General features: G+C 70.9%; 20 protein-coding genes. 14 read left to right on the forward strand and 6 right to left on the reverse strand.

Translation table 11 applies throughout. From position 1 onward, the window contains the following. Positions 1–37 precede the first annotated feature (37 nt). The 6 genes from IFR14_RS06325 to IFR14_RS06350 are packed head-to-tail and all read left to right on the forward strand — an operon-like array spanning position 38 to position 6,667. Complete coding sequence (locus tag IFR14_RS06325) at positions 38–1,234, forward strand: NAD(P)/FAD-dependent oxidoreductase (protein WP_137242193.1); 1,197 nt, start codon at positions 38–40, stop codon at positions 1,232–1,234. Beyond that, positions 1,234–1,584: a (2Fe-2S)-binding protein gene (locus tag IFR14_RS06330; RefSeq protein WP_137242192.1), complete on the forward strand. Its 351-nt coding sequence runs from the start codon at positions 1,234–1,236 to the stop codon at positions 1,582–1,584. The genes IFR14_RS06325 and IFR14_RS06330 overlap by 1 nt, the downstream gene beginning before the upstream one ends. Continuing rightward, a complete protein-coding gene (locus IFR14_RS06335; RefSeq protein ID WP_191940597.1) occupies positions 1,581–3,098 on the forward strand; it encodes an FAD-dependent oxidoreductase in 1,518 nt (505 codons plus the stop codon). Before IFR14_RS06330 ends, IFR14_RS06335 begins: the two co-directional genes overlap by 4 nt. A gap of 41 nt (positions 3,099–3,139) precedes the next feature. After that, positions 3,140–4,054 carry a dihydrodipicolinate synthase family protein gene (locus IFR14_RS06340; protein WP_191940598.1) on the forward strand — a complete coding sequence of 305 codons (915 nt, stop codon included), beginning with the start codon at positions 3,140–3,142 and terminating at the stop codon, positions 4,052–4,054. Positions 4,055–4,109: 55 nt separating this feature from the next. After that, a complete protein-coding gene (locus IFR14_RS06345; RefSeq protein ID WP_191940599.1) occupies positions 4,110–5,111 on the forward strand; it encodes a proline racemase family protein in 1,002 nt (333 codons plus the stop codon). Between the two features lie 26 nt (positions 5,112–5,137). Then, the gene (locus tag IFR14_RS06350; RefSeq protein ID WP_191940600.1) at positions 5,138–6,667 is read left to right on the forward strand and encodes an aldehyde dehydrogenase (NADP(+)); all 1,530 of its coding nucleotides are present in this window, start codon (positions 5,138–5,140) and stop codon (positions 6,665–6,667) included. Positions 6,668–6,701: 34 nt separating this feature from the next. Here IFR14_RS06350 and IFR14_RS06355 read toward each other — a convergent pair whose 3' ends face one another. Next, on the reverse strand, positions 6,702–7,229 hold the full coding sequence (locus tag IFR14_RS06355) for a hypothetical protein (RefSeq protein ID WP_229940281.1): 528 nt from the start codon (positions 7,227–7,229) through the stop codon (positions 6,702–6,704). A gap of 73 nt (positions 7,230–7,302) precedes the next feature. Here IFR14_RS06355 and IFR14_RS06360 point away from each other — a divergent pair, with 73 nt between their 5' ends. The 4 genes from IFR14_RS06360 to IFR14_RS06375 all read left to right on the forward strand — a co-directional run bounded on the left by IFR14_RS06360 (position 7,303) and on the right by IFR14_RS06375 (position 9,446). Next, positions 7,303–7,776: an EVE domain-containing protein gene (locus IFR14_RS06360; protein ID WP_085510217.1), complete on the forward strand. Its 474-nt coding sequence runs from the start codon at positions 7,303–7,305 to the stop codon at positions 7,774–7,776. A 204-nt stretch (positions 7,777–7,980) separates the two neighbouring features. Continuing rightward, on the forward strand, positions 7,981–8,631 hold the full coding sequence (locus IFR14_RS20810) for a 2-phosphosulfolactate phosphatase (protein WP_191940601.1): 651 nt from the start codon (positions 7,981–7,983) through the stop codon (positions 8,629–8,631). 9 nt (positions 8,632–8,640) lie between these two features. Next, complete coding sequence (locus IFR14_RS06370) at positions 8,641–8,943, forward strand: DUF427 domain-containing protein (protein WP_085510219.1); 303 nt, start codon at positions 8,641–8,643, stop codon at positions 8,941–8,943. Next, on the forward strand, positions 8,943–9,446 hold the full coding sequence (locus IFR14_RS06375; RefSeq protein ID WP_191940602.1) for a DinB family protein: 504 nt from the start codon (positions 8,943–8,945) through the stop codon (positions 9,444–9,446). Before IFR14_RS06370 ends, IFR14_RS06375 begins: the two co-directional genes overlap by 1 nt. A 27-nt stretch (positions 9,447–9,473) precedes the next feature. On the opposite strand, the gene IFR14_RS06380 is transcribed toward IFR14_RS06375, so the two are convergent. The 5 genes from IFR14_RS06380 to IFR14_RS06400 form a co-directional block, all read right to left on the reverse strand. Beyond that, positions 9,474–10,295, reverse strand: coding sequence for a TspO/MBR family protein (locus IFR14_RS06380; protein WP_191940603.1), 822 nt, complete (start codon positions 10,293–10,295; stop codon positions 9,474–9,476). Between the two features lie 99 nt (positions 10,296–10,394). Then, on the reverse strand, positions 10,395–10,961 hold the full coding sequence (locus IFR14_RS06385; RefSeq protein WP_191940604.1) for a DUF1697 domain-containing protein: 567 nt from the start codon (positions 10,959–10,961) through the stop codon (positions 10,395–10,397). Beyond that, complete coding sequence (locus IFR14_RS06390; protein WP_191940605.1) at positions 10,958–11,482, reverse strand: SprT-like domain-containing protein; 525 nt, start codon at positions 11,480–11,482, stop codon at positions 10,958–10,960. The genes IFR14_RS06385 and IFR14_RS06390 overlap by 4 nt, the downstream gene beginning before the upstream one ends. Positions 11,483–11,555: 73 nt before the next feature. Continuing rightward, complete coding sequence (locus IFR14_RS06395; protein ID WP_191940606.1) at positions 11,556–12,788, reverse strand: PQQ-dependent sugar dehydrogenase; 1,233 nt, start codon at positions 12,786–12,788, stop codon at positions 11,556–11,558. 2 nt (positions 12,789–12,790) lie between these two features. After that, positions 12,791–13,645, reverse strand: a complete 855-nt coding sequence (locus IFR14_RS06400) for a spermidine synthase (RefSeq protein ID WP_071259566.1) — start codon at positions 13,643–13,645, stop codon at positions 12,791–12,793. A 56-nt stretch (positions 13,646–13,701) separates the two neighbouring features. Here IFR14_RS06400 and IFR14_RS06405 point away from each other — a divergent pair, with 56 nt between their 5' ends. From IFR14_RS06405 to rpoB, 4 genes are all read left to right on the forward strand, one after another. Beyond that, positions 13,702–14,499 carry a 5-oxoprolinase subunit PxpA gene (locus tag IFR14_RS06405; RefSeq protein WP_191940607.1) on the forward strand — a complete coding sequence of 266 codons (798 nt, stop codon included), beginning with the start codon at positions 13,702–13,704 and terminating at the stop codon, positions 14,497–14,499. After that, positions 14,493–15,188, forward strand: coding sequence for a 5-oxoprolinase subunit B family protein (locus IFR14_RS06410; protein ID WP_240043939.1), 696 nt, complete (start codon positions 14,493–14,495; stop codon positions 15,186–15,188). The genes IFR14_RS06405 and IFR14_RS06410 overlap by 7 nt, the downstream gene beginning before the upstream one ends. Continuing rightward, the gene (locus IFR14_RS06415; protein ID WP_191940608.1) at positions 15,185–16,054 is read left to right on the forward strand and encodes a 5-oxoprolinase subunit C family protein; all 870 of its coding nucleotides are present in this window, start codon (positions 15,185–15,187) and stop codon (positions 16,052–16,054) included. Before IFR14_RS06410 ends, IFR14_RS06415 begins: the two co-directional genes overlap by 4 nt. A gap of 237 nt (positions 16,055–16,291) precedes the next feature. Further along, positions 16,292–19,783 carry a DNA-directed RNA polymerase subunit beta gene (gene rpoB / locus IFR14_RS06420; RefSeq protein ID WP_079001671.1) on the forward strand — a complete coding sequence of 1,164 codons (3,492 nt, stop codon included), beginning with the start codon at positions 16,292–16,294 and terminating at the stop codon, positions 19,781–19,783. Positions 19,784–19,815: the final 32 nt, after the last annotated feature.

Raw genomic sequence — 19,815 nt, forward strand, 5'->3', positions numbered from 1 at the left:
TGAAAGCCCTTCCCCGCATCGACCGAGAGGACCGCACGTGACCCGCATCGTCATCGTCGGCGCCGGCATCGTCGGTGCGGCCTGCGCGCGGATCCTCGCCCGACGCGGTGCCGAGGTCGTCGTGCTCGACCGTTCGGCGGCCGCCGGCGGCACGAGCGGCTCGGGGGAGGGGAACCTCCTCGTCTCCGACAAGGGGCCGGGCCCCGAACTCGACCTCGCCCGGTACGCCTCGCGCCTCTGGCCCGTCGTCACCGCCGAACTCGTGGCCGAACTGGGACCGACCTTCCCGAGCATCGAGTTCGAGCGCAAGGGCGGCATCGTGGTCGCCACCACCGAGGCCGGCGCGCAGCCCCTGCTCGACTTCGCCGCCGCCCAGCGCGCGGCCGGTGTCGACGCCAGACCCCTCACCGAGGACGAGCTGCTCGCGGCGGAGCCGTCGATCACCCGCTCGTCCACGGCGGCCGTCCACTATCCCGAGGATGCACAGGTCCAGCCCGTCATCGCCACGGAGGCCCTGCTCGCCTCGGCCCGGCGGGCGGGCGCTGTCGTGCGCACCGGCGTCACCGTGACGGGCGGCGTCCGGAGCGCGACCGGACGCCTCACGGGTGTCCGGACCTCCGTGGGCGACGTCTCGGGCGACGCGGTCCTCGTCTGCGCCGGACCGTGGTCGGCCGAGCTCGGCGACCTGCTCGGGGCACCCGTCCCGGTCCGTCCCCGACGCGGCATGGTCCTCGTCACCACCCGCATGCCGCACCGCGTGCACCACAAGGTCTACGACGGCGACTACTTCGGGGCCACGCAGTCGAGCGACGCCTCGCTCCAGACCTCGAGCGTCGTCGAGTCGACCGCCGCGGGCACTGTCCTCATCGGCTCGAGCCGGCAGCAGATCGGATTCGACGCGCGCCTCGACGTCGACGTGCTCCGCGAGGTCGCGGCGAAGTCGCTGCGCCTCTTCCCGTTCCTCCGCGACGCCTCGGTCATGCGCAGCTACGGCGGCTTCCGGCCGTACATGCCCGACCACCTCCCGGTCATCGGCCCCGACCACCGCGTCGACGGCCTGTGGCACGCGACGGGCCACGAGGGCGCCGGCATCGGACTGGCCCTCGCGACCGCTGAACTCATCGCCGCCCGCCTGCTCGGTGGATCCACCGACCTCGACGACGCCCCGTTCCAACTCGACCGCCCGGGGCTCGCCCCGCACCTGCGCGTCGACCGGCCGGCGGAGGTGGCCTGATGGTCTCGAGACGACTGCCCGCGACGGACGACCGGATCGTGCCCGGTACGGAGGACGCGCTGCGCATCGACCTCGACGGGACGCCCCTCGACGGACTCCGCGGCCAGACGATCGCCGGTGTCCTGTTGGGCTCCGGCGTCCTCGCCTGGCGCCGCACCAGTGGGTCCGGGAAGCCGCGCGGCGTCTTCTGCGGCATCGGGGTCTGCTTCGACTGCATCGTCACGGTGAACGGCCAGCGGGACGTCCGTGCCTGCCAGCGTCGCGCCGCGGACGGCGACCGCATCGAGACACAGCACGACGCCCTCCCGGAACCCACGACGGAGAACGACCCGTTCGGGGACCGGACATGAGCGCCCGGCAGCGTGAGGTCGTCGTCGTCGGTGCAGGTCCCGCCGGCCTCCAGGCCGCGCTGGCCGCCCGAGCCCTCGGCGCGTCCGTCACGCTGCTCGACGCCTCGGACGAGCTCGGCGGTCAGTACTGGCGGCACCTGCCGGCCAGCCGGCCGTCCGCGGCCGAGGCCTCGCTGCATCACGGGTTCGAGCGCTTCGTCGCCATGCGCGCGGCGCTCGACGCCGACGACGGCTGCACGGTGATCACCGAGGCGCAGGTGTGGGCGATCGACGTCGACCGTGCCGCCGCCGACCACGGCTCCGACGACACCTCCGGGGCGACCGGCCTGCGTCTGCACGTCCTGGTCGGATCGCCGGACGGCACCGACCGCACGCCGCTCACCCTTCGGCCGGACGCGCTCGTCCTCGCGACCGGCGCGCACGACCGCACGCTGCCGTTCCCCGGCTGGGACCTCCCCGGCGTGTTCTCGGCCGGTGCCGCCCAGGCCCTCGCGAAGGGCGAGCGGGTCGCCGTCGGTCAGCGGGTGGTCGTGGCCGGTGCCGGACCGTTCCTGTTGCCGGTGGCCGCGTCCTTGACCGCGACCGGATCACGCGTCCTCGGGGTCTACGAGGCCACGACCGTCGGCGGACTCGCCAGGGGCTGGCTCCCCAAGCCCTGGCAACTGCTCGGCGTGACCGGGAAGGCCGGAGAGCTGCTCGGCTACGTCGGCGGCCACCTCCGCCACCGGATCCCGTACCGCGTCGGTCACGCCGTGGTCGCCGCGCACGGCACCGACCGGGTCGAGCGTGTGACCATCGCCGCCGTCGACGCCGACTGGTCGCCGATCCCCGGGACCGAGCGCACGGTCGAAGCGGACGCCGTGTGCGTCAGCCACGGGTTCACCCCGCGGCTCGAACTGCCCGTCGCGGTCGGCTGCGCGCTCACCGACGCCCGGTTCGTCCAGGTCGACGCCGAGCAGCGCACGAGCGTCCCGACCGTCTTCGCGGCCGGCGAGATCACCGGGATCGGGGGCGTCGACGCCGCGCTCGCCGAGGGCGCGATCGCGGGACACGCCGCGGCCGGCGGACTCCCCGGTGCCTCCGGGATCCGTGCCGCCGTGAGTCGACGCGACACGTTCCTCGCCTTCGCCGACCGGCTCGAACGCGCCCACGGCATCCGCGCCGGCTGGAGCGACTGGCTCGACGACGACACCACCATCTGCCGCTGCGAGGAGGTCGACTACGGCTCCCTGCGAGCGACGGCGACAGCCACCTGCGCGACCGGCCTGCGCTCGCTCAAACTCAGCACGCGTGCCGGGCTCGGGATCTGCCAGGGCCGCATGTGCGGTCGCACCGTCGAGGAGCTCCTCCACCGCGTCGCCTCCGAATCCGGCGGTGACGGCCTCATCGACGGCGTCTCGAGCGACCGCCGGCCCATCGCCTCCCCGCTGCGCATCGGCGAACTCGCCGCGCAGGCACCGGGACACCCTCCCCACGAACCGCCGTCGACCCCGACGGCCGAACACCCAGGATGACCGACCGGTCTCCGCACCACTCCCTCGGAAAGGAACCACCCATGGCCAAGCAGTTCGACCTCGGCGGCGTCATCGTCGCGACCACCCTCGCGTTCAAGGAGGACGCCTCGGCGCCCGCAGGCCTCGCCGTCGACTACGACCGCTTCGCCGAGCACTGCAACTGGCTCATCGAGAACGGCTGCCGCGGCGTCGGCCCGAACGGCTCGCTCGGCGAGTACTCGTCGCTGACGGACGCCGAGCGTCGCAAGGTCATCCAGGTCGCGGTCGACACCGTCGGCGACCGCGGCCTCGTCGTCGCCGGGGTGCACGGCGTCGGCTGGCACCAGGCCCAGCAGTGGGCCGAGTACGCGAAGGAGGACGGCGCGGACGGCGTCCTGCTCCTGCCGCCCACCATCTACCGGGCGAACGACGACGAGGTCATCGAGCACTACAGCCGCGTGGACGAGGTCGGCCTGCCGATCATGGCCTACAACAACCCGATCGACACCAAGGTCGACCTCACGCCCGACCTGCTCGTCGAGCTCGCCAAGCTCGAGCACGTCGTCGCCGTGAAGGAGTTCTCGGCCGACATCCGTCGTGTGCTCGAGATCCAGGACAAGACCGACCTCGACGTCATCGCGGGGGCGGACGACCTCCTCTTCGAGTCCCTCGTCGCCGGCGCGGTCGGCTGGTTCGCCGGCTACCCGAACGCCTTCCCGCGCGAGGCCGTCGAGCTGTACACGCTCGTCACCTCGGGACGTGTCGACGAGGCCCGCACCCTCTACCGCGAGCTCGTGCCCGTCTTCGGGTGGGACTCGAAGACGGAGTTCGTCCAGGCCATCAAGCTGTCGATCGACATCGCCGGCGAGAGCTACGGTGGTCCGACGCGTCCGCCGCGCGGTCCGCTGAACGCGCTCCAGACGGAGCAGGTCACGATGCAGACGCGTCGCGCACTCGACTACCTCGCGGCACGCTGAGCCTGGCGGCCGACGCGACACCCCGACCACGACCACCAGTCCTGAGAGGCACACCATGAAGTCCTCCCGCATGATCAGTGCGGTCGACTCGCACACCGAGGGCATGCCGACCCGCGTCGTCACCGGCGGGGTCGGCGTGATCCCCGGCGCGACCATGAACGAGAAGCGCCTGCACTTCATGGAGCACCTCGACGACCTGCGGCTCTTCCTCATGAACGAGCCACGCGGTCATGCGGCGATGAGCGGGGCGATCCTGCAGCCGTCCACGCGTGCGGACTGCGACTGGGGCGTCGTGTACATCGAGGTGTCCGGATGCCTGCCGATGTGCGGGCACGGCACCATCGGGGTCGCGACGGTCCTCGTGGAGACCGGCATGGTGGAGGTGGTCGAGCCGGTCACGACGATCCGGCTCGACACCCCCGCCGGACTCGTGATCGCGCGGGTCGACGTCAGCGACGGGCACGCCGACCGCGTGACGATCGAGAACGTCCCGAGCTACGTCGACCGCCTCGACGCCACGATCGAGGTGCCGGGCCTCGGCGCCGTGCCGTACAGCCTCGCGTTCGGTGGCAACTTCTACGCGATGGTCGACCTCGACGACGTGGGCCTGCCCTTCGACCGCGACCGCCAGCAGGACATCCTCGACGCAGGACTGCGCATCATGGCGGCGATCAACGAGCAGGCGCCGCCCGTGCACCCCGAGATCGCCGGGCTCGACCACTGCCACCACGTCGAGTTCATCGCACCGGGATCCGACGCCGTGCTGTCCCGGCATGCGATGGCCATCTTCCCGGGGTGGTTCGACCGCTCGCCATGCGGAACCGGAACCTCGGCGCGCATGGCCGAGCTCTGGGCCCGCGGTGAGCTGCCGCTCGACCAGGACTTCGTCAACGAGTCCTTCATCGGCAGCCGGTTCACTGGCCGGCTGATCGCCGAGACGACGGTGGCGGGCAGGTCGGCCGTCATCCCGACCATCTCCGGTCGGGCCTGGGTCACCGGAATCGGCTCCTACCTCCTCGACCCCGCCGATCCGTTCCCGACCGGCTTCCAGTTCTGAACCACATCACGATCCCGGAGGATCACATGACGACCACGCCAGCCCCCGACGCCACCATCGCTGAGACCACCCCCGAGGAGCTCGAGGAGGTCCTCCGTCGGGCCGCCGTTGCGGCACCCGCGTGGGCTGCGACGCCGGCGGACGCCCGTGCGCGAGCGCTCGTCGCCGTCGCCGACGCCCTGCAGGCCCACGCGGACGAGCTCATCCCCGTCGGCATGGTGGAGACGGGGCTCGCCGAGGCCCGGCTCCGCGGCGAACTCCTCCGCACCGCCGTGCAGTTGCGGCTCTTCGCGGAGACGATCGTCGACGGCTCCTACCTCGACGTCCGGATCGACGAGGCCGACCCGGACTTCGCCCTCGGGGCACGCCCGGAACTCCGGCGCGTCCTCGTGCCGCTCGGCCCCGTCGTGAACTTCGCGGCGAGCAACTTCCCCTTCGCATTCTCCGTCGCCGGTGGTGACACCGCGTCGATCCTCGCGGCCGGATGCCCGGTGATCCTCAAGGTGCACGACGGGCACCCGCGGCTCTCGCTCGCGACGGCGGCCGTCGTCGAGGCCGCGCTGCGGGCGTCCGGGGCTCCTGACGGCGTCTTCCAGTCGATCATCGGCCAGGAGGCCGGCGTCGTCGCCCTGCAGGACGAGCGCGTCCGGGCCGGTTCCTTCACGGGCTCCCTCCGGGCCGGCCGGATCCTCGCGGACCTCGCGGCGGCACGCCCCGTCCCGATCCCGTTCTTCGGCGAGCTCGGCAGCGTCAACCCCGTGTTCGTGACGCAGACCGCCCTCGACGAGTCCGCAACGGCCATCGCGACGGGATTCGTCACGAGTGTCGCGGGCTCGGCGGGTCAGCTGTGCACGAAGCCCGGCTTCGTCTACCTGCCGGACAGCGCGGGGCTCGACGAGTCGATCCGCGAGGCTGCTGCCGCGGTCCCCGAGCACCGACTCCTGAACGACCGCATCACGGCCGGGTACCAGGCGAGGCGCGACACGATCCTCGGCACCGACGGCGTGCGGGTCATCGCCGAGGGTTCGTTGCGGGTCGACGAGGACGGCGACGGCTGGGCGACCCCCACGATCGTCGCGGTCCCACTCGACGCGCTGCGGGCCGGTCGGGACGCCCTGCTCGACGAGGCCTTCGGTCCGTTGTCGATCCTTGTCGAGGTCCCGGCCGGTACGGCGTTCGCACCGCTCGTGCCGGAGTTCTGCGAGGGCAACCTGACGGCCACCCTGCACGCCGGTGCCGACGAGACGAGCGACGACCTCGTGGAGCTCGTCCAGCAGCTCTCGGCGCACGCCGGCCGGGTGCTGTTCGGCGGTTGGCCCACCGGGGTCGCGGTCACGCCCGCCATGCAGCACGGCGGACCGTGGCCGGCGACGACGAACGACTCGAGCACCTCGGTGGGGACTGCCGCGATCACCCGCTTCCTGCGGCCGGTCGCGTTCCAGAACATGCCGGACCGGTTCCTGCCGGAGGTGCTGCGGTCGTCGGCCGCGGGTGTCCCGCGCACGGTCGCACCCGCGGGCGAGTCGACGCACTGGGGCGAGGCGGCTCAGCGCTGACGCGCGGCCGGCCGGGCTTCCGGACGGCGAGGCGTCAGATGGCGCCCTCGACCGTCGCGCCGACTTCGTCGTCCTCCTCATCGCCGGGGAGCGGCGGGTCGTAGGCCCAGCTCGGCGCGAGCGCCTTGATGCGGGCACCGCGCCATTGCCACGTCGCCCACAGCGGGTACCAGTAGAGCGGGGCGATCGCGCCGGTGATCACGAGTCGGTCGCGGTACAGGGTCTTCGTCGGGTCGTGCTTGTCGCGGGCGACCGCCATCTGGTGGTCCCACCCGGCGAGCTTGCTGAGCGGCCCGCTGACCGGGTCGCCCTGGTCGTGGAGGATGCGGGTGCCGTCGCGGCGCTCGATGAACTCGAGGTCGATGATCTGGTCGCCGACCGGGATCGCGCCGGCGGCCTTCACGCGGACGCGGTGCGCTCCCGGCTCCCAGATGGTCGGGAACCCGTCGGCGTCGAGCGCCTCGAGTCCCATGACGGGGCTGTAGAGCTCCCGCAGGACGGCCGGGGAGCGGAGTGCCCGCCAGGCGACGTCGACATCACAGTCCAGGACGAGTTTCAGCATCACGCGCATGCCTCAGTGTCGCATGTGCGGCTCGGCGGCTGCAGGGGGTGCGCCGGTAGGGAAGACTGTGCCTATGGCGATCCGGTACTGGCTGGGCGTGATCCAGCGGGATCACGTCGTCCTCGGCGTCCGGCAGGGCTTCGTGCAGATCAACCACGGGCAGCGCGGCGGGCTCGACCAGATGCGGGAGTCCGACGGGTTCGTGTACTACTCGCCGCGGGTCAGCACTCCGGACGGCGAGCCGCTCAAGGCGTTCACCGCGATCGGGCGGGTCTCCGACGACACCGTCTACCAGGCGGCTGTACCGCGACCCGACGGTGCCGATTGGCGGCCCTGGCGGCGGAGTGTCGACTGGTACCCGGACGCGGTCGAGGCGCCCATCCGTCCGATGCTCGCGCTCCTCGACTTCACGAGCTTCACCCGGAACTGGGGTGTCCAGCTCCGCCGGGGCTTCCTCGAGCTCAGTCGTCACGACTTCGAGCTCATCCGCAACGAGATGCGCCCGCCCCACCCCGACGACCGTCGTTTCCCCACCGCCTCCCGCTGACCCCCTGCTGGCCTGACGCCAGCGCGGTGCGCTGACGTCACCGCGTGTCTGGCGCGTGAGCGCGCCCCTCCGGAGGCCCGCGCTCACGTACGATGACCCGCGCTCGCGTCAGCGCACCGCGCTGGCGACCACCCCCCCCCCCCACGGAGGTCTTCGGGCGCAACAGTCGTGGGGTGGGTGGGTGCGCGTGGATACGATGAACGGGTGAGTACCGCAGCCGCCACACCGCCGCCCGTCCACCCGCCGTTCGCCCAGACCAAGTACCAGGTCAGGTTCGACTGGGGCGTCGCAGGAGCCGGGCGGGTCGAGACGGCGGACGTCGCGGTCGTCGTGGACGTGCTCCACGCGACGACCTCCGTCGAGCAGCGCGTGAGCGGCGGGGAGACCGTCGCCGTCGCCGAGCTGGACGACCGCGGTGAGACGGCGCAGATCGCCACGCTCCTCGCCGACGCGGGTGCGACGGTCGTCGCCGGGTGCCTGCGCAACCGGTCGGCGGTCGCGGACTGGATCATCGCGAAGCAGGCCGAGCTCCGTCGGCGCACGAGCATCGTCGTCATCGCGGTCGGCGAACTCGACGACACGGCCGAGACCCGGTTCGCCGTCGAGGACCTCTTCGGGGCCGGCGCCGTGATCGAGGCGCTGGGACTCCGCGGTATCGACTTCACCTCACCGGAGGCCGCTGCTGCCGCCGCCGCATACGAGGGCCTGCGCAACGGCGTCGGGCACCTGCTGTCCGCGTCCGCCACCGCCCAGCAGCTCGCGCAGGCGGGTGCCACGCAGCACGTCCAGGCGGCACGCGCGGTCGACGTGTCAAGCGTCGTCCCGGTCCTGGACGGAGCCGTGTTCCGGGCGTAGTCTCGGCGCATGCGCGCACTCCTCGGAACCACCGTCCTCGCCGAAGCCCCCGAATCGGAGCTCATCAAGATCGAGGGCAACTGGTACTTCCCGCCGTCGAGCCTCAACCGCGAGCGCTTCGTCGAGACCGACACCCAGTACCACTGCCCGTGGAAGGGCGACGCCCAGTACTGGGGCGTCACCGACGGCGGCGAGGTCAAGCCCGATGTGGCCTGGTCGTACCCGACCCCGTATCCGACCGCGTTCGACCGGGTCGGCAAGGACTTCTCCGGCTACGTCGCCTTCGGGAACGAGGTCGAGGTCGTCGACTGATGGCCGACTGGGGCGACCGCCCGCAGCCGCCTGAGCGCGGCGGCGAGCGCGAGACGATCGAGGGTTTCCTCGATCTGCAGCGCGCGAGCATCGTCTGGAAGGCGCGCGGACTCACCGACGAGCTCGCGGCCAAGCGGCTGTTGCCGAGCATCACGACCGTCTCGGGCGTCATCCGACACCTCGCCGATGTCGAGCGCAGCTGGTTCCGCGAGGACATGGACGGGCAGTCGGACGTCCCGGCACGGTGGACCGACGACGACCCGGACGGCGAATGGCGCGTCACGGCCGACGACAGCCTGGCCGAGATCATCGCCGACTACGAGGCGGCCTGTGCGGAGTCCCGCGAGGTGGCGTCGCGGTATCAGCTCGACGATGTCTGCCTCGGCAACGACCAACGGTTCACGCTGCGGTGGATCGAGCTCCACATGATCGAGGAGACGGCTCGGCATCTCGGGCACATCGACGTCCTCCGCGAACAGCTCGACGGCCGCACGGGCAAGTAGCGCCGCGGCCGTCGAGCGTGCGGAGCGTCAGGCGCTCACGAGCGCGGCTCGGTCGCGTCCCCGCGAGACGCGGACGACCACGGTGACGACGGCCACCACGACCGCGACGATCAGCGCCGTGACCCCGGCTTCGGTCGAGAGCAGTTCGCCGGTGAATCGGCCCACGGCCACCCACGCGAGCCCCCAGCAGAGCGACAGCATGGGGGCGATACGTCCACGGCCGGTGACCGCGAGCAGGATCCCGACCGCTCCGGCGACCGCGAGGACGATGATCGCCCAGACACCGGCGGCCGGGCCGTCCGCGCTCCCGATCCCGGATCCGACGAGTGCTGCGGTGATGTTCGCCGCCGTCGCGACGCACACCCACCCGAGGTAGAGGCCCATCGTGCCGTCCGTGATGATCGTGTCGACCACGCCGGACGGCCTGGTCCGGAGCACGATCACGAAGATGCGGGCCAGGACACCGAGGAGGGCGATGATCACGAACACGCTCAGGATCAGGAACCCCGCCTGCACCACGAGGATCCATGCCGCGTTCAGCAGCAGGCTCGCCACGACCCAGTAACCGAGACGACGGTGGCGCTCACGGGTCGTCTGCGAGGGCAGGAACTGCCAGACCGCATAGGCGACGAGCCCGAGGTAGATGATGCTCCAGATGGAGAACGCGGGCCCGTCCGGTGCGATCGGCGTCGACGAGGCGCTCAATGCGCCGTTCGCCGCGTTCTGGACCTGCGTCCCCCCGGCGGCTCCCGACCCGATGTAGGAGCCGATGATCGCGAGGACCGCGCTGACGGCGACGGCGATCTGCCGGACGCGGTCCGCGGTGGTGGGTGAATCGGTGCCGGTCATGACGGTGCCTCCAGAATTGTGCAGCTAGCTGATCAATTCAGCGTACGCCACCGTGGAGCACCTCGCAGGGGCTTGCGCCAGTGCCGCGGAACAGCCTGCTCAGAGGAGTTTGCGCAGCGTCCGCAGGTTGCGCGTGGTGACGTGCGGCTTGAACCGGGCCTTCGAGGACTCCTTCGCGAAGGCGGTGTCGGTGCTCGACCCCTTCGGGACCTCCCAGTAGAGGACGCCGTCGCCGGGTGCGACGCGGTCGGGCTGCTCCCCGGCTCCCGCCGAGAACGCGAGCAGGGCGTCGAGCGACCTCTGCTCGGAGGAGAACATGACGTACGGCTGGACCTGCTCGGCCTCCGGCCAGGGGTAGGCCTCGATGACGTCGGCGAGTGCGCGCTGATGCGTGAGCACGATCCACGCCTCGTAACCGAAGGCCTCCGCGAGCGACCGCTCGATGCGCCGTTTCAGCGCACCGCGTGCATCGTGCGACGTCTCGCCTGGCACGTGCTCGGGGTCGTCGAAGACGACGTTGCCGCTCGCGAGGACGGTGCGGACTCCCGAGAACCCGGCCGATCGGAACACCTCGGCGAGGTCGGCGGAGCGGATCGTGACGCCGCCGACGTTGACCCCGCGCAGGAGCGCGATCCAGCTGTCGGTGGGAACCGCTCCGGCGGTCATGACCCGGTGCCCGGTTCGGGCTGGGTGGAGCCGTCGAACGCGGCCGCCCGACGCCGCATGGCCGGCGTGACCTCCCGGTGCACCCAGCTGAGGAGGAAGCGTTCGTCCCAGGAGCGCGAGCACTTGCCACAGGAGGTCGCCCGGCTCGGGCGCCGATGCCGGTAGAGGACATGGCCCGAGGGGCAGGTGCCGACCCACGGGGCGAGTTCGTCGGCCGTCTGGCCCTCGTGGAGACGCGAGCCCTCGTAGCCGATCTCCTCGGCGACCTTGCGCCACTTGGGTCCGTGCCCGGCGCGCGCCCCTGCGAGGGCGTGCGCGACCTCGTGGAGGAGGATCTGGTGGATCTCGTCGTCGTCGTAGCGTGCAGCGAGATAGCGCGAGACGGTGATGCGCTTCGTCGTGAAGTTGCACAGGCCGGCGCGTCGCTTGGCGTTGTCGAAGCCAAAGGTCCAGACCGTCGGGTCGAGGTGCAGCACGATGAGCGCCTGTGCCCACGCCGTGACCCGACTGAGTTCTGCCATGCCTGGATGGTACTCCCGGCGACCGACACCGGACCGCAGGCGCGGGATGACCCACAGGTGTGGCGGTGGACCTTCAGCGGGCTGCGAGCGGGGCGAGGGGGAGTTCGACGATCCGGTCGTCCTCGGTTCCGGGCGAACCGCGGCCGTCGGTGTTGTTCGTGAGGATCCAGGCGGTCCCCGCCGGGCCGGCCACGACGTCGCGGATCCGTCCGAACTCGCCGACGAGGTAGGGCACCGCGTCGATCACGCCCACGAGCGCGCTGCTCCCCGCCGGCACGTGCACGCCGTCGGTGATGCCGTACAGGCGCTCGCCACGGAGCGAGGCCATGAAGATCGTGTCGTCGATGATCGCGAGACCGCTCGGGCTCGCGTCCTCCGTTGCCCACTGCGCGACCGGGTCGATCATGCCCGGTGCTCCGGCGATGCCCTCGGCGACCGGCCAGCCGTAGTTGCCACCGGGGGTGATCCGGTTGAGCTCGTCCCAGGTGTTCTGCCCGAACTCACTCGCCCACAGGCCGCCGTCGCGATCCCACGCGATGCCCTGCGGGTTGCGGTGGCCGAGGGAGTAGACGGGCGACCCCGGGAACGGGTTGTCGCCCGGCACCGCACCGTCGGGTGTGAGCCGCAGGATCTTCCCGCCGAGGCTGTCCACGTCCTGAGCCAGGCTGCGGTCACCGGCGTCACCCGCGGTGGCGTAGAGCATGCCGTCCGGTCCGAACGCGATGCGTCCGCCGTTGTGGTTCCCGGCCCGGGGGATGCCGACGAGGACCTCCTCGACGCCGCCGAGCGCGTACGACCCGGCCGCTCCCGTGAGCGGGAACCGCACGATGCGGTTGTCGGACGAGGTCGTCAGGTAGGCGTAGAGCCAGGTTTCCGTGGTCTCCGATCCGGCCGGGGCGAGGACGGCGAGCCCGAGCAGCCCGCCCTCGCCTCCCGCGGCCACCCCGGGGACCACGCCCACCTGCCGCACCGCGCCGCCGCTGACGACCTCGAGGACGTCGCCCGCGTCGCGCTGGCTCACCAGCGTGCTGCCCGAGGCGAGTCGCACCATCGACCAGGGCGCATCGAGGCCGCCGACGACCGTGGTGGCCTCACCGGTCGGGGCGACCGGTCCGGTGGGGACCGCGGATGTGGGCGTCGATGCGGACGCGCTCGGCTCGGGGGAGGGCGAGAGGGAGGCCGTACCCGGTGATCGTGGCTCCCCGTCGGTGCAGGCCACGAGCGCCAGGGCGGTGGCGGCGAGCAGAGTGGTGAGCGAGGCGGGCGCACGCAGGCCCCGTCGTCGCGGCGTCTGCGTGGTGGCCATGGTCAGCCCTTCGTCTGGAAGATGCCCTGGGCGGGGTTCGGGGAGGGGACGGCGGTCGTGTCCGTCACGACCTGTGCCCCCGCGATGAAGGCTCGCAGCTCGGCGCCCGCCACCGCCTTGGCGGGGTGGGGTCCGGCCGCGAGGAGCCTCGGCAGGAAGTCGAGCGGGAGGGCGGTGTTCGATCCGACGAGGACGACGTTGCCGAAGCGGCGGCCTTTGAGGATCTGCGTCTCCGCGAGGGCGGCGACGTGCGACACGGAGTCGGCGAGCGTCGCGGCCTGTCCGCGGGCGAACGCGAGTCCGCGGCCGTCGGCGACGTTCACGACGATGACGCCGGTCGGCGACAGCAGCTCGACCGCCGAGGCATAGAACTCCGTGCTCGTGACATGGGCCGGCGTGTTGGCGCCGCTGAAGATGTCGACGACGACGAGGTCGACGGTGCCGCGGAGGCCGGGCGGTAGCTTCGCCACGATCTCGCGGGCGTCGCCGTATCGGACGCGGATCTGGGCGCGCTTCGACCAGGGGAGGTGCTCGCGCACGAGATCGATGAGTTCGCGCTCGAGTTCGACGACCTGCTGCCGCGAGCCCGGCCTCGTCGCCTCCACGTAACGGGGGAGGGTGAGCGCGCCGGCACCGAGGTGCACCGCCGTGATCGGCTGACCGGGGTCGGCGATCTCGTCGATGATGTGACCGATCCGCTGGATGTACTCGAAGAAGAGTTCCTCGGGCTGATCGAGGTTGACGTGCGACTGCGGCGTGCCGTCGACCACCAGCTGATAGGTGCCCGGCACGAAGCGGTCGGCCTCGATCCTGGCCAGGTATCCGCTGACGCCGAGTCGTACCTGTGCCTCGTCCATACCCCCACCCTAGACTTTCCCGCAGTGGTGGGAGGCGGAGCGGAAGGGGTGCGGCCGTGGCGCAGGCGGACCTCAACAGCGACCTCGGCGAGGTCTGGCGCGGTGCGCCGACCGCCGACGACGACGCCATGTTCGCCCTCATCACGAGCGCGAACATCGCCTGCGGCTTCCACGCCGGGGACGACGCGTCCATGCGCGACGCCGTCCGCCGCTCGATGGCCCACGGGGTGTCGCTCGGCGCCCACCCCTCCTACCGGGACGAGGCGGGCTTCGGTCGACGCGACCAGGACGTACCGGCCGAGGTGCTCGAGGCCGAGGTCCTGGAGCAGCTCCGCGCCCTGCAGCGAGCGGTCGACGAGGTCGACGAGGTCGGCGAGGCCGACGGGGCCGGCGCACGGCTGGCCTACGTGAAGCCGCACGGTGCCCTCTACAACCGGATCGCGCACGACCGGGTCCAGGCGCGCGCGGTCGTCCGGGCGGTGGTCACGGCCTCCGAGAAGCTCGGGCGACCACTTCCCGTGCTCGGGATGCCCGGCTCCGTGATCGAACGCGAGACCCTCGCCGCCGGACTCCGCTTCGTCGCGGAGGCCTTCGTCGACCGCGGCTACCGCTCCGACGGTTCGCTCGTCCCGCGCGATACCCCCGGGGCACTGGTCACCGATGAGGCGGCCGCCGCCAGCCGCGCCGTCTCCCTCGTCCTCGACCGACGCATCACCAGTGTCGACGGTGCAGACGTCGAACTCGACGCGGTCTCGCTCTGCGTGCACGGCGACACCCCCGGGGCCGTATCGCTCGCCACGGCGGTCAGGGCCGCCCTGCTGGACGCCGGCGTCGAACTGGTCGCGCCGTGGTGAACGCGGACACCTCGACCGGCCCCGTGCTCCGAGCGATGGGGGAGGAGGCCGTACTCCTCGAACTCGGATCGCTCGAGGACGTCCTGCTCGTGCACCGGGCGCTCGCCGCTTCACGCCCGGCGGGGCTGGTCGACCTCGTCCCGGCCGCCCGTACCGTGCTCGCCGCGACGGACGCGCGGGGCCCGGCGCTCGCCGCGGTGCGGGCCTGGTTGCTCGCGACCGCGGAACGGGCGCTCGCACCCGGCGCGGGAGGCTCGACGGGCGCTGTCGAAGAGGAGGTGGGGCGGCCGGACGTCCTCATCCACGTCCGCTACGACGGCCAGGACCTCGCCGAGACGGCGGCGCTGCTCGGCATGGACGCCGACGGTCTCATCGCCTGGCACACCGCTCACGCCTGGACCGTCGCCTTCAGCGGCTTCGCGCCGGGATTCGCGTACCTCGTGCCGGAGCGGGAGGACGAGGCGATCGGCCGGCCACTCGAGATCCCGCGCCTGAGCGTGCCGCGGACGACCGTCCCCGCCGGTTCGGTGGCGCTCGCCGGAACGTTCAGCGGCGTCTACCCGCGAGCCTCCCCGGGCGGGTGGCGCATCATCGGGACGACCGACGCCGTGCTGTGGGACGACGCAGCGGACCCGCCCGCCCTCCTCGTCCCCGGCGGCCGGGTGCGCTTCGTGCAGGTCGCCGCATGATGGGCGGGACCCTGCTCGTGGAGGCGGCGGGACCGGCGACCACCGTGCAGGACCTGGGTCGACCTGGGGCCGCGGCCCTCGGGGTCAGTCCGTCCGGCGCGCTCGACCGCGGCGCCCTGCGCCTCGCCAACCGTCTCGTCGGCAACCCGGAGGGCCGTGCGGCGCTCGAGGTCGTCCTGGGCCCGTTCGTGGCCGTCCCCGACGTCGACCTCTGGATCGCCGTGACCGGTGCGTGGGGTCCAATCACCGTCGACGGCAGGCCGTCCGACGGGCACCGCGCCGTCCTCGTGCAGGCCGGTTCCCGGCTCGAACTCGGCTCGGCGACCCACGGGCTCCGGTACGTCCTCGCCGTCCGCGGCGGCTTCGACGGCCCGCAAGTCCTCGGCTCGCGGTCGACCGACACCCTGGCCGGCCTCGGTCCGGCACCGGTCGACGCCGGCAATCGACTCCCCGTCCTCCCCACCCCGCGCCGCCGCGTCCCTCCGCTCGACATCGCCCCGTGGACGCGGCCCGACGCCGGGGAGCGTCTCGTGCGGGTCTCGCCGGGGCCCCGCCGGGACTGGTTCGACGACGCCTCCCTGCAACGCCTCGTCGAGCAGCCGTGGAGCATGACGGCCGACGCCGATCGCATCGGGATGCGCCTCGACGGGACGCCGCTCGAGCGACTCGATCCCGGTCGTGAACTGCCGAGTGAGGGCATGGTCGCCGGGGCGGTCCAGGTGCCGCCGAGCGGTCTGCCGACGATCCTCGCGGCCGACCACCCCGTCACCGGCGGGTATCCGGTCGTCGCGGTCGTGCGTGTCGCGGACCGCGACCTCCTGGCGCAACTCCGGCCCGGTCAGCGCCTGCGGTTCAGCACGGGTTGACGGGAACACCGGGGGCGACGCGGCGGTTATACCGGAAAGTCGAAAACTCGTCAAGGAAAGAGTAGACACGCCGAAGATTCCGTCCTATAGTTGTTCTTTGCGCTCCCAGAATCTCTATGCCTTCATATTGCGGTCGGCTGGTGTGCGGGTCCAACCCGCCACATGTTCTCTTTCTGGTGAGTAACTCCACTGACGACCAGTAACTCGGCCCCCAACAGGCCTCCGGAGGTTATCCCCTTGGCTGCTGCGCGCAACGCAACCACCAACTCACCCAAGAACGGCCGCGGAGCATCCCGCCTCTCGTTCGCGAAGATCACCGACACGCTCACGGTTCCAGACCTCCTGGCTCTGCAGACCGAGAGCTTCGACTGGCTGGTCGGCAACGACGTGTGGAAGGCACGCGTCGCAGAAGCCACCCAGGCCGGCCGACAGGACCTGCCCACGAAGAGCGGCCTCGACGAGATCTTCGAGGAGATCTCGCCCATCGAGGACCTCGGCGAGACGATGCAGCTCTCCTTCGCCAACCCGTACCTCGAGCCCGAGAAGTACTCCATCGACGAGTGCAAGGAGCGCGGCAAGACGTACGCGGCCCCGCTCTACGTCGAGGCCGAGTTCATGAACCACCTCACCGGTGAGATCAAGACGCAGACGGTCTTCATGGGCGACTTCCCGCTCATGACCGAGCGCGGTACCTTCATCATCAACGGCACCGAGCGTGTCGTCGTCTCGCAGCTCGTCCGCAGCCCGGGCGTGTACTTCGAGTCGGCTCAGGAGAAGACCTCCGACAAGGACATCTTCTCCGCTCGGGTCATCCCGAGCCGCGGGGCCTGGCTCGAGTTCGAGATCGACAAGCGCGACCAGGTCGGCGTCCGCATCGACCGCAAGCGCAAGCAGTCCGTCACCGTGTTCCTCAAGGCGCTCGGCATGACGAGCGAGGAGATCCTCGAGGAGTTCAAGGGCTACGAGTCGATCGAGCTCACCCTCGAGAAGGACACGATCCTCACCAAGGAGGACGCGCTCCGCGACATCTACCGCAAGCTCCGTCCGGGCGAGCAGGTCGCAGCCGAGGCCGCGCGTGCGCTCCTCGACAACTTCTACTTCAACTCGAAGCGCTACGACCTCGCGAAGGTCGGCCGGTACAAGATCAACAACAAGCTCGGTCTCGACAAGCCGCTCAGCGACTCCGTCCTGACGACCGACGACATCGTCGCCACGATCAAGTACCTCGTCGCCCTGCACCGCGGCACGGCCACCCTCCCGGGTGTCCGCAACGGTAAGCCCGTCGACCTCCGTCTCGACACGGACGACATCGACAACTTCGGCAACCGTCGCATCCGCGCCGTCGGCGAGCTCATCCAGAACCAGGTCCGCACCGGTCTGTCCCGCATGGAGCGCGTCGTCCGCGAGCGCATGACCACGCAGGACATCGAGGCCATCACGCCGCAGACCCTGATCAACGTGCGCCCCGTCGTCGCCGCGATCAAGGAGTTCTTCGGGACCTCGCAGCTGTCGCAGTTCATGGACCAGAACAACCCGCTCGCGGGTCTGACCCACAAGCGTCGCCTCTCGGCGCTCGGCCCCGGTGGTCTGTCGCGTGAGCGTGCAGGCGTCGAGGTGCGAGACGTCCACCCGTCGCACTACGGCCGCATGTGCCCGATCGAGACCCCGGAAGGCCCGAACATCGGCCTCATCGGTTCGCTCGCATCGTTCGCGCGGATCAACTCGTTCGGTTTCATCGAGACCCCGTACCGCCGCGTCGTCGACGGCCGGGTCACCGAGGACATCGACTACCTGACCGCGATGGAAGAGGACAACTACATCGTCGCGCAGGCCAACGCTCCGCTGAAGAGCGACGGCCACTTCCAGGAGGACCGCGTCCTCGCCCGGAAGAAGGGCGGCGAGGTCGACCTCATCCCGTCCGAGGAGATCGGCTACATGGACGTCTCCCCGCGCCAGATGGTGTCGGTCGCGACCTCCCTCATCCCGTTCCTCGAGCACGACGACGCGAACCGCGCACTCATGGGTGCCAACATGCAGCGTCAGGCCGTCCCGCTCCTCATGTCGGACTCGCCGCTCGTCGGTACCGGTATGGAGGGCTACGCAGCCATCGACGCGGGTGACGTCGTCACCGCCGACAAGGCCGGCGTCGTCCAGGAGGTGTCGGCCGAGTCCGTCACCGTCCAGCTCGACGAGGGTGGCACGCAGACCTACTACCTGCGCAAGTTCGACCGCTCCAACCAGGGCACGAGCTACAACAACCGCGTCATCGTCTCCGAGGGTGCACGCATCGAGGCCGGCGAGGTCATCGCCGACGGCCCCGCCACGGAGAACGGCGAGCTCGCGCTCGGCAAGAACCTCCTCGTCGCCTTCATGACGTGGGAGGGTCACAACTTCGAGGACGCGATCATCCTCAGCCAGAACCTGGTGAAGGACGACGTCCTCTCCTCGATCCACATCGAGGAGTACGAGGTCGACGCCCGCGACACCAAGCTCGGCAAGGAGGAGATCACCCGTGATCTCCCGAACGTCAGCCCGGAGCTGCTCAAGGACCTCGACGAGCGCGGCATCATCCGCATCGGTGCCGAGGTCCGCCCCGGCGACATCCTCGTCGGCAAGGTCACGCCGAAGGGTGAGACCGAGCTCTCCGCCGAGGAGCGCCTGCTCCGCGCCATCTTCAACGAGAAGAGCCGCGAAGTCCGCGACACCTCGCTGAAGGTTCCCCACGGTGAAGCCGGCACGATCATCGCCGTCAAGGTGTTCGACGCACAGGACGGCGACGACGAGCTCGGCTCGGGCGTCAACCAGCGTGTGGTCGTCTACATCGCCCAGAAGCGCAAGATCACCGAGGGCGACAAGCTCGCCGGCCGTCACGGCAACAAGGGTGTCATCGCGAAGATCCTGCCCGTCGAGGACATGCCGTTCCTCGAGGACGGCACGCCGGTCGACGTCATCCTCAACCCGCTCGGCATCCCCGGTCGAATGAACTTCGGTCAGGTCCTCGAGATCCACCTGGGGTGGATCGCGAAGCAGGGCTGGAACGTCGAGGGCAAGCCCAGCTGGGCCAAGAAGCTCCCGGCTGCCGCGCACTCGGCCGAGCCGAACACCAAGGTCGCGACCCCGGTGTTCGACGGCGCCTCCGAGGAGGAGATCGCCGGTCTGCTCGACTCGACCAACGTCACCCGCGACGGCGACCGCCTCATCGGTTCCTCCGGAAAGGCCCGTCTGTTCGACGGCCGCTCCGGCGAGCCGTTCCCGGCGCCGGTCTCGGTCGGCTACATGTACATCCTCAAGCTGCACCACCTCGTGGACGACAAGATCCACGCGCGTTCGACGGGTCCCTACTCGATGATCACGCAGCAGCCGCTCGGTGGTAAGGCTCAGTTCGGTGGACAGCGCTTCGGTGAGATGGAGGTCTGGGCCCTCGAGGCCTATGGAGCCGCGTACGCGCTCCAGGAGCTCCTGACCATCAAGTCCGACGACATCCTCGGCCGCGTCAAGGTGTACGAGGCCATCGTCAAGGGCGAGAACATCCAGGAGCCGGGTATCCCCGAGAGCTTCAAGGTGCTCATCAAGGAGATGCAGTCGCTGTGCTTGAACGTCGAGGTCCTCTCGGCCGACGGCACCGCGGTGAGCCTGCGCGACACCGACGACGACGCGTTCCGCGCCGCCGAGGAGCTCGGGATCAACATTTCCTCCAGGTTCGAGTCGTCGTCCATCGACGAGATCTAAGCCTGACCACTGTAGAGACTGACGAAACCTTT

Origin of the sequence: Plantibacter sp. CFBP 8775, from assembly GCF_014839505.1 — a bacterium.
Lineage (GTDB): Bacteria > Actinomycetota > Actinomycetes > Actinomycetales > Microbacteriaceae > Plantibacter > Plantibacter auratus.

Coding starts and splice junctions, on each gene's coding strand:
- IFR14_RS06330 (WP_137242192.1), top strand. CDS start 1,234: ATGGTCTCGAGACGACTGCCCGCGACGGACGACCGGATCGTGCCCGGT.
- IFR14_RS06335 (WP_191940597.1), top strand. CDS start 1,581: ATGAGCGCCCGGCAGCGTGAGGTCGTCGTCGTCGGTGCAGGTCCCGCC.
- IFR14_RS06340 (WP_191940598.1), top strand. CDS start 3,140: ATGGCCAAGCAGTTCGACCTCGGCGGCGTCATCGTCGCGACCACCCTC.
- IFR14_RS06345 (WP_191940599.1), top strand. CDS start 4,110: ATGAAGTCCTCCCGCATGATCAGTGCGGTCGACTCGCACACCGAGGGC.
- IFR14_RS06350 (WP_191940600.1), top strand. CDS start 5,138: ATGACGACCACGCCAGCCCCCGACGCCACCATCGCTGAGACCACCCCC.
- IFR14_RS06355 (WP_229940281.1), bottom strand. CDS start 7,229: ATGCTGAAACTCGTCCTGGACTGTGATGTCGACGTCGCCTGGCGGGCA.
- IFR14_RS06360 (WP_085510217.1), top strand. CDS start 7,303: ATGGCGATCCGGTACTGGCTGGGCGTGATCCAGCGGGATCACGTCGTC.
- IFR14_RS06370 (WP_085510219.1), top strand. CDS start 8,641: ATGCGCGCACTCCTCGGAACCACCGTCCTCGCCGAAGCCCCCGAATCG.
- IFR14_RS06375 (WP_191940602.1), top strand. CDS start 8,943: ATGGCCGACTGGGGCGACCGCCCGCAGCCGCCTGAGCGCGGCGGCGAG.
- IFR14_RS06380 (WP_191940603.1), bottom strand. CDS start 10,295: ATGACCGGCACCGATTCACCCACCACCGCGGACCGCGTCCGGCAGATC.
- IFR14_RS06385 (WP_191940604.1), bottom strand. CDS start 10,961: ATGACCGCCGGAGCGGTTCCCACCGACAGCTGGATCGCGCTCCTGCGC.
- IFR14_RS06390 (WP_191940605.1), bottom strand. CDS start 11,482: ATGGCAGAACTCAGTCGGGTCACGGCGTGGGCACAGGCGCTCATCGTG.
- IFR14_RS06395 (WP_191940606.1), bottom strand. CDS start 12,788: ATGGCCACCACGCAGACGCCGCGACGACGGGGCCTGCGTGCGCCCGCC.
- IFR14_RS06400 (WP_071259566.1), bottom strand. CDS start 13,645: ATGGACGAGGCACAGGTACGACTCGGCGTCAGCGGATACCTGGCCAGG.
- IFR14_RS06415 (WP_191940608.1), top strand. CDS start 15,185: ATGATGGGCGGGACCCTGCTCGTGGAGGCGGCGGGACCGGCGACCACC.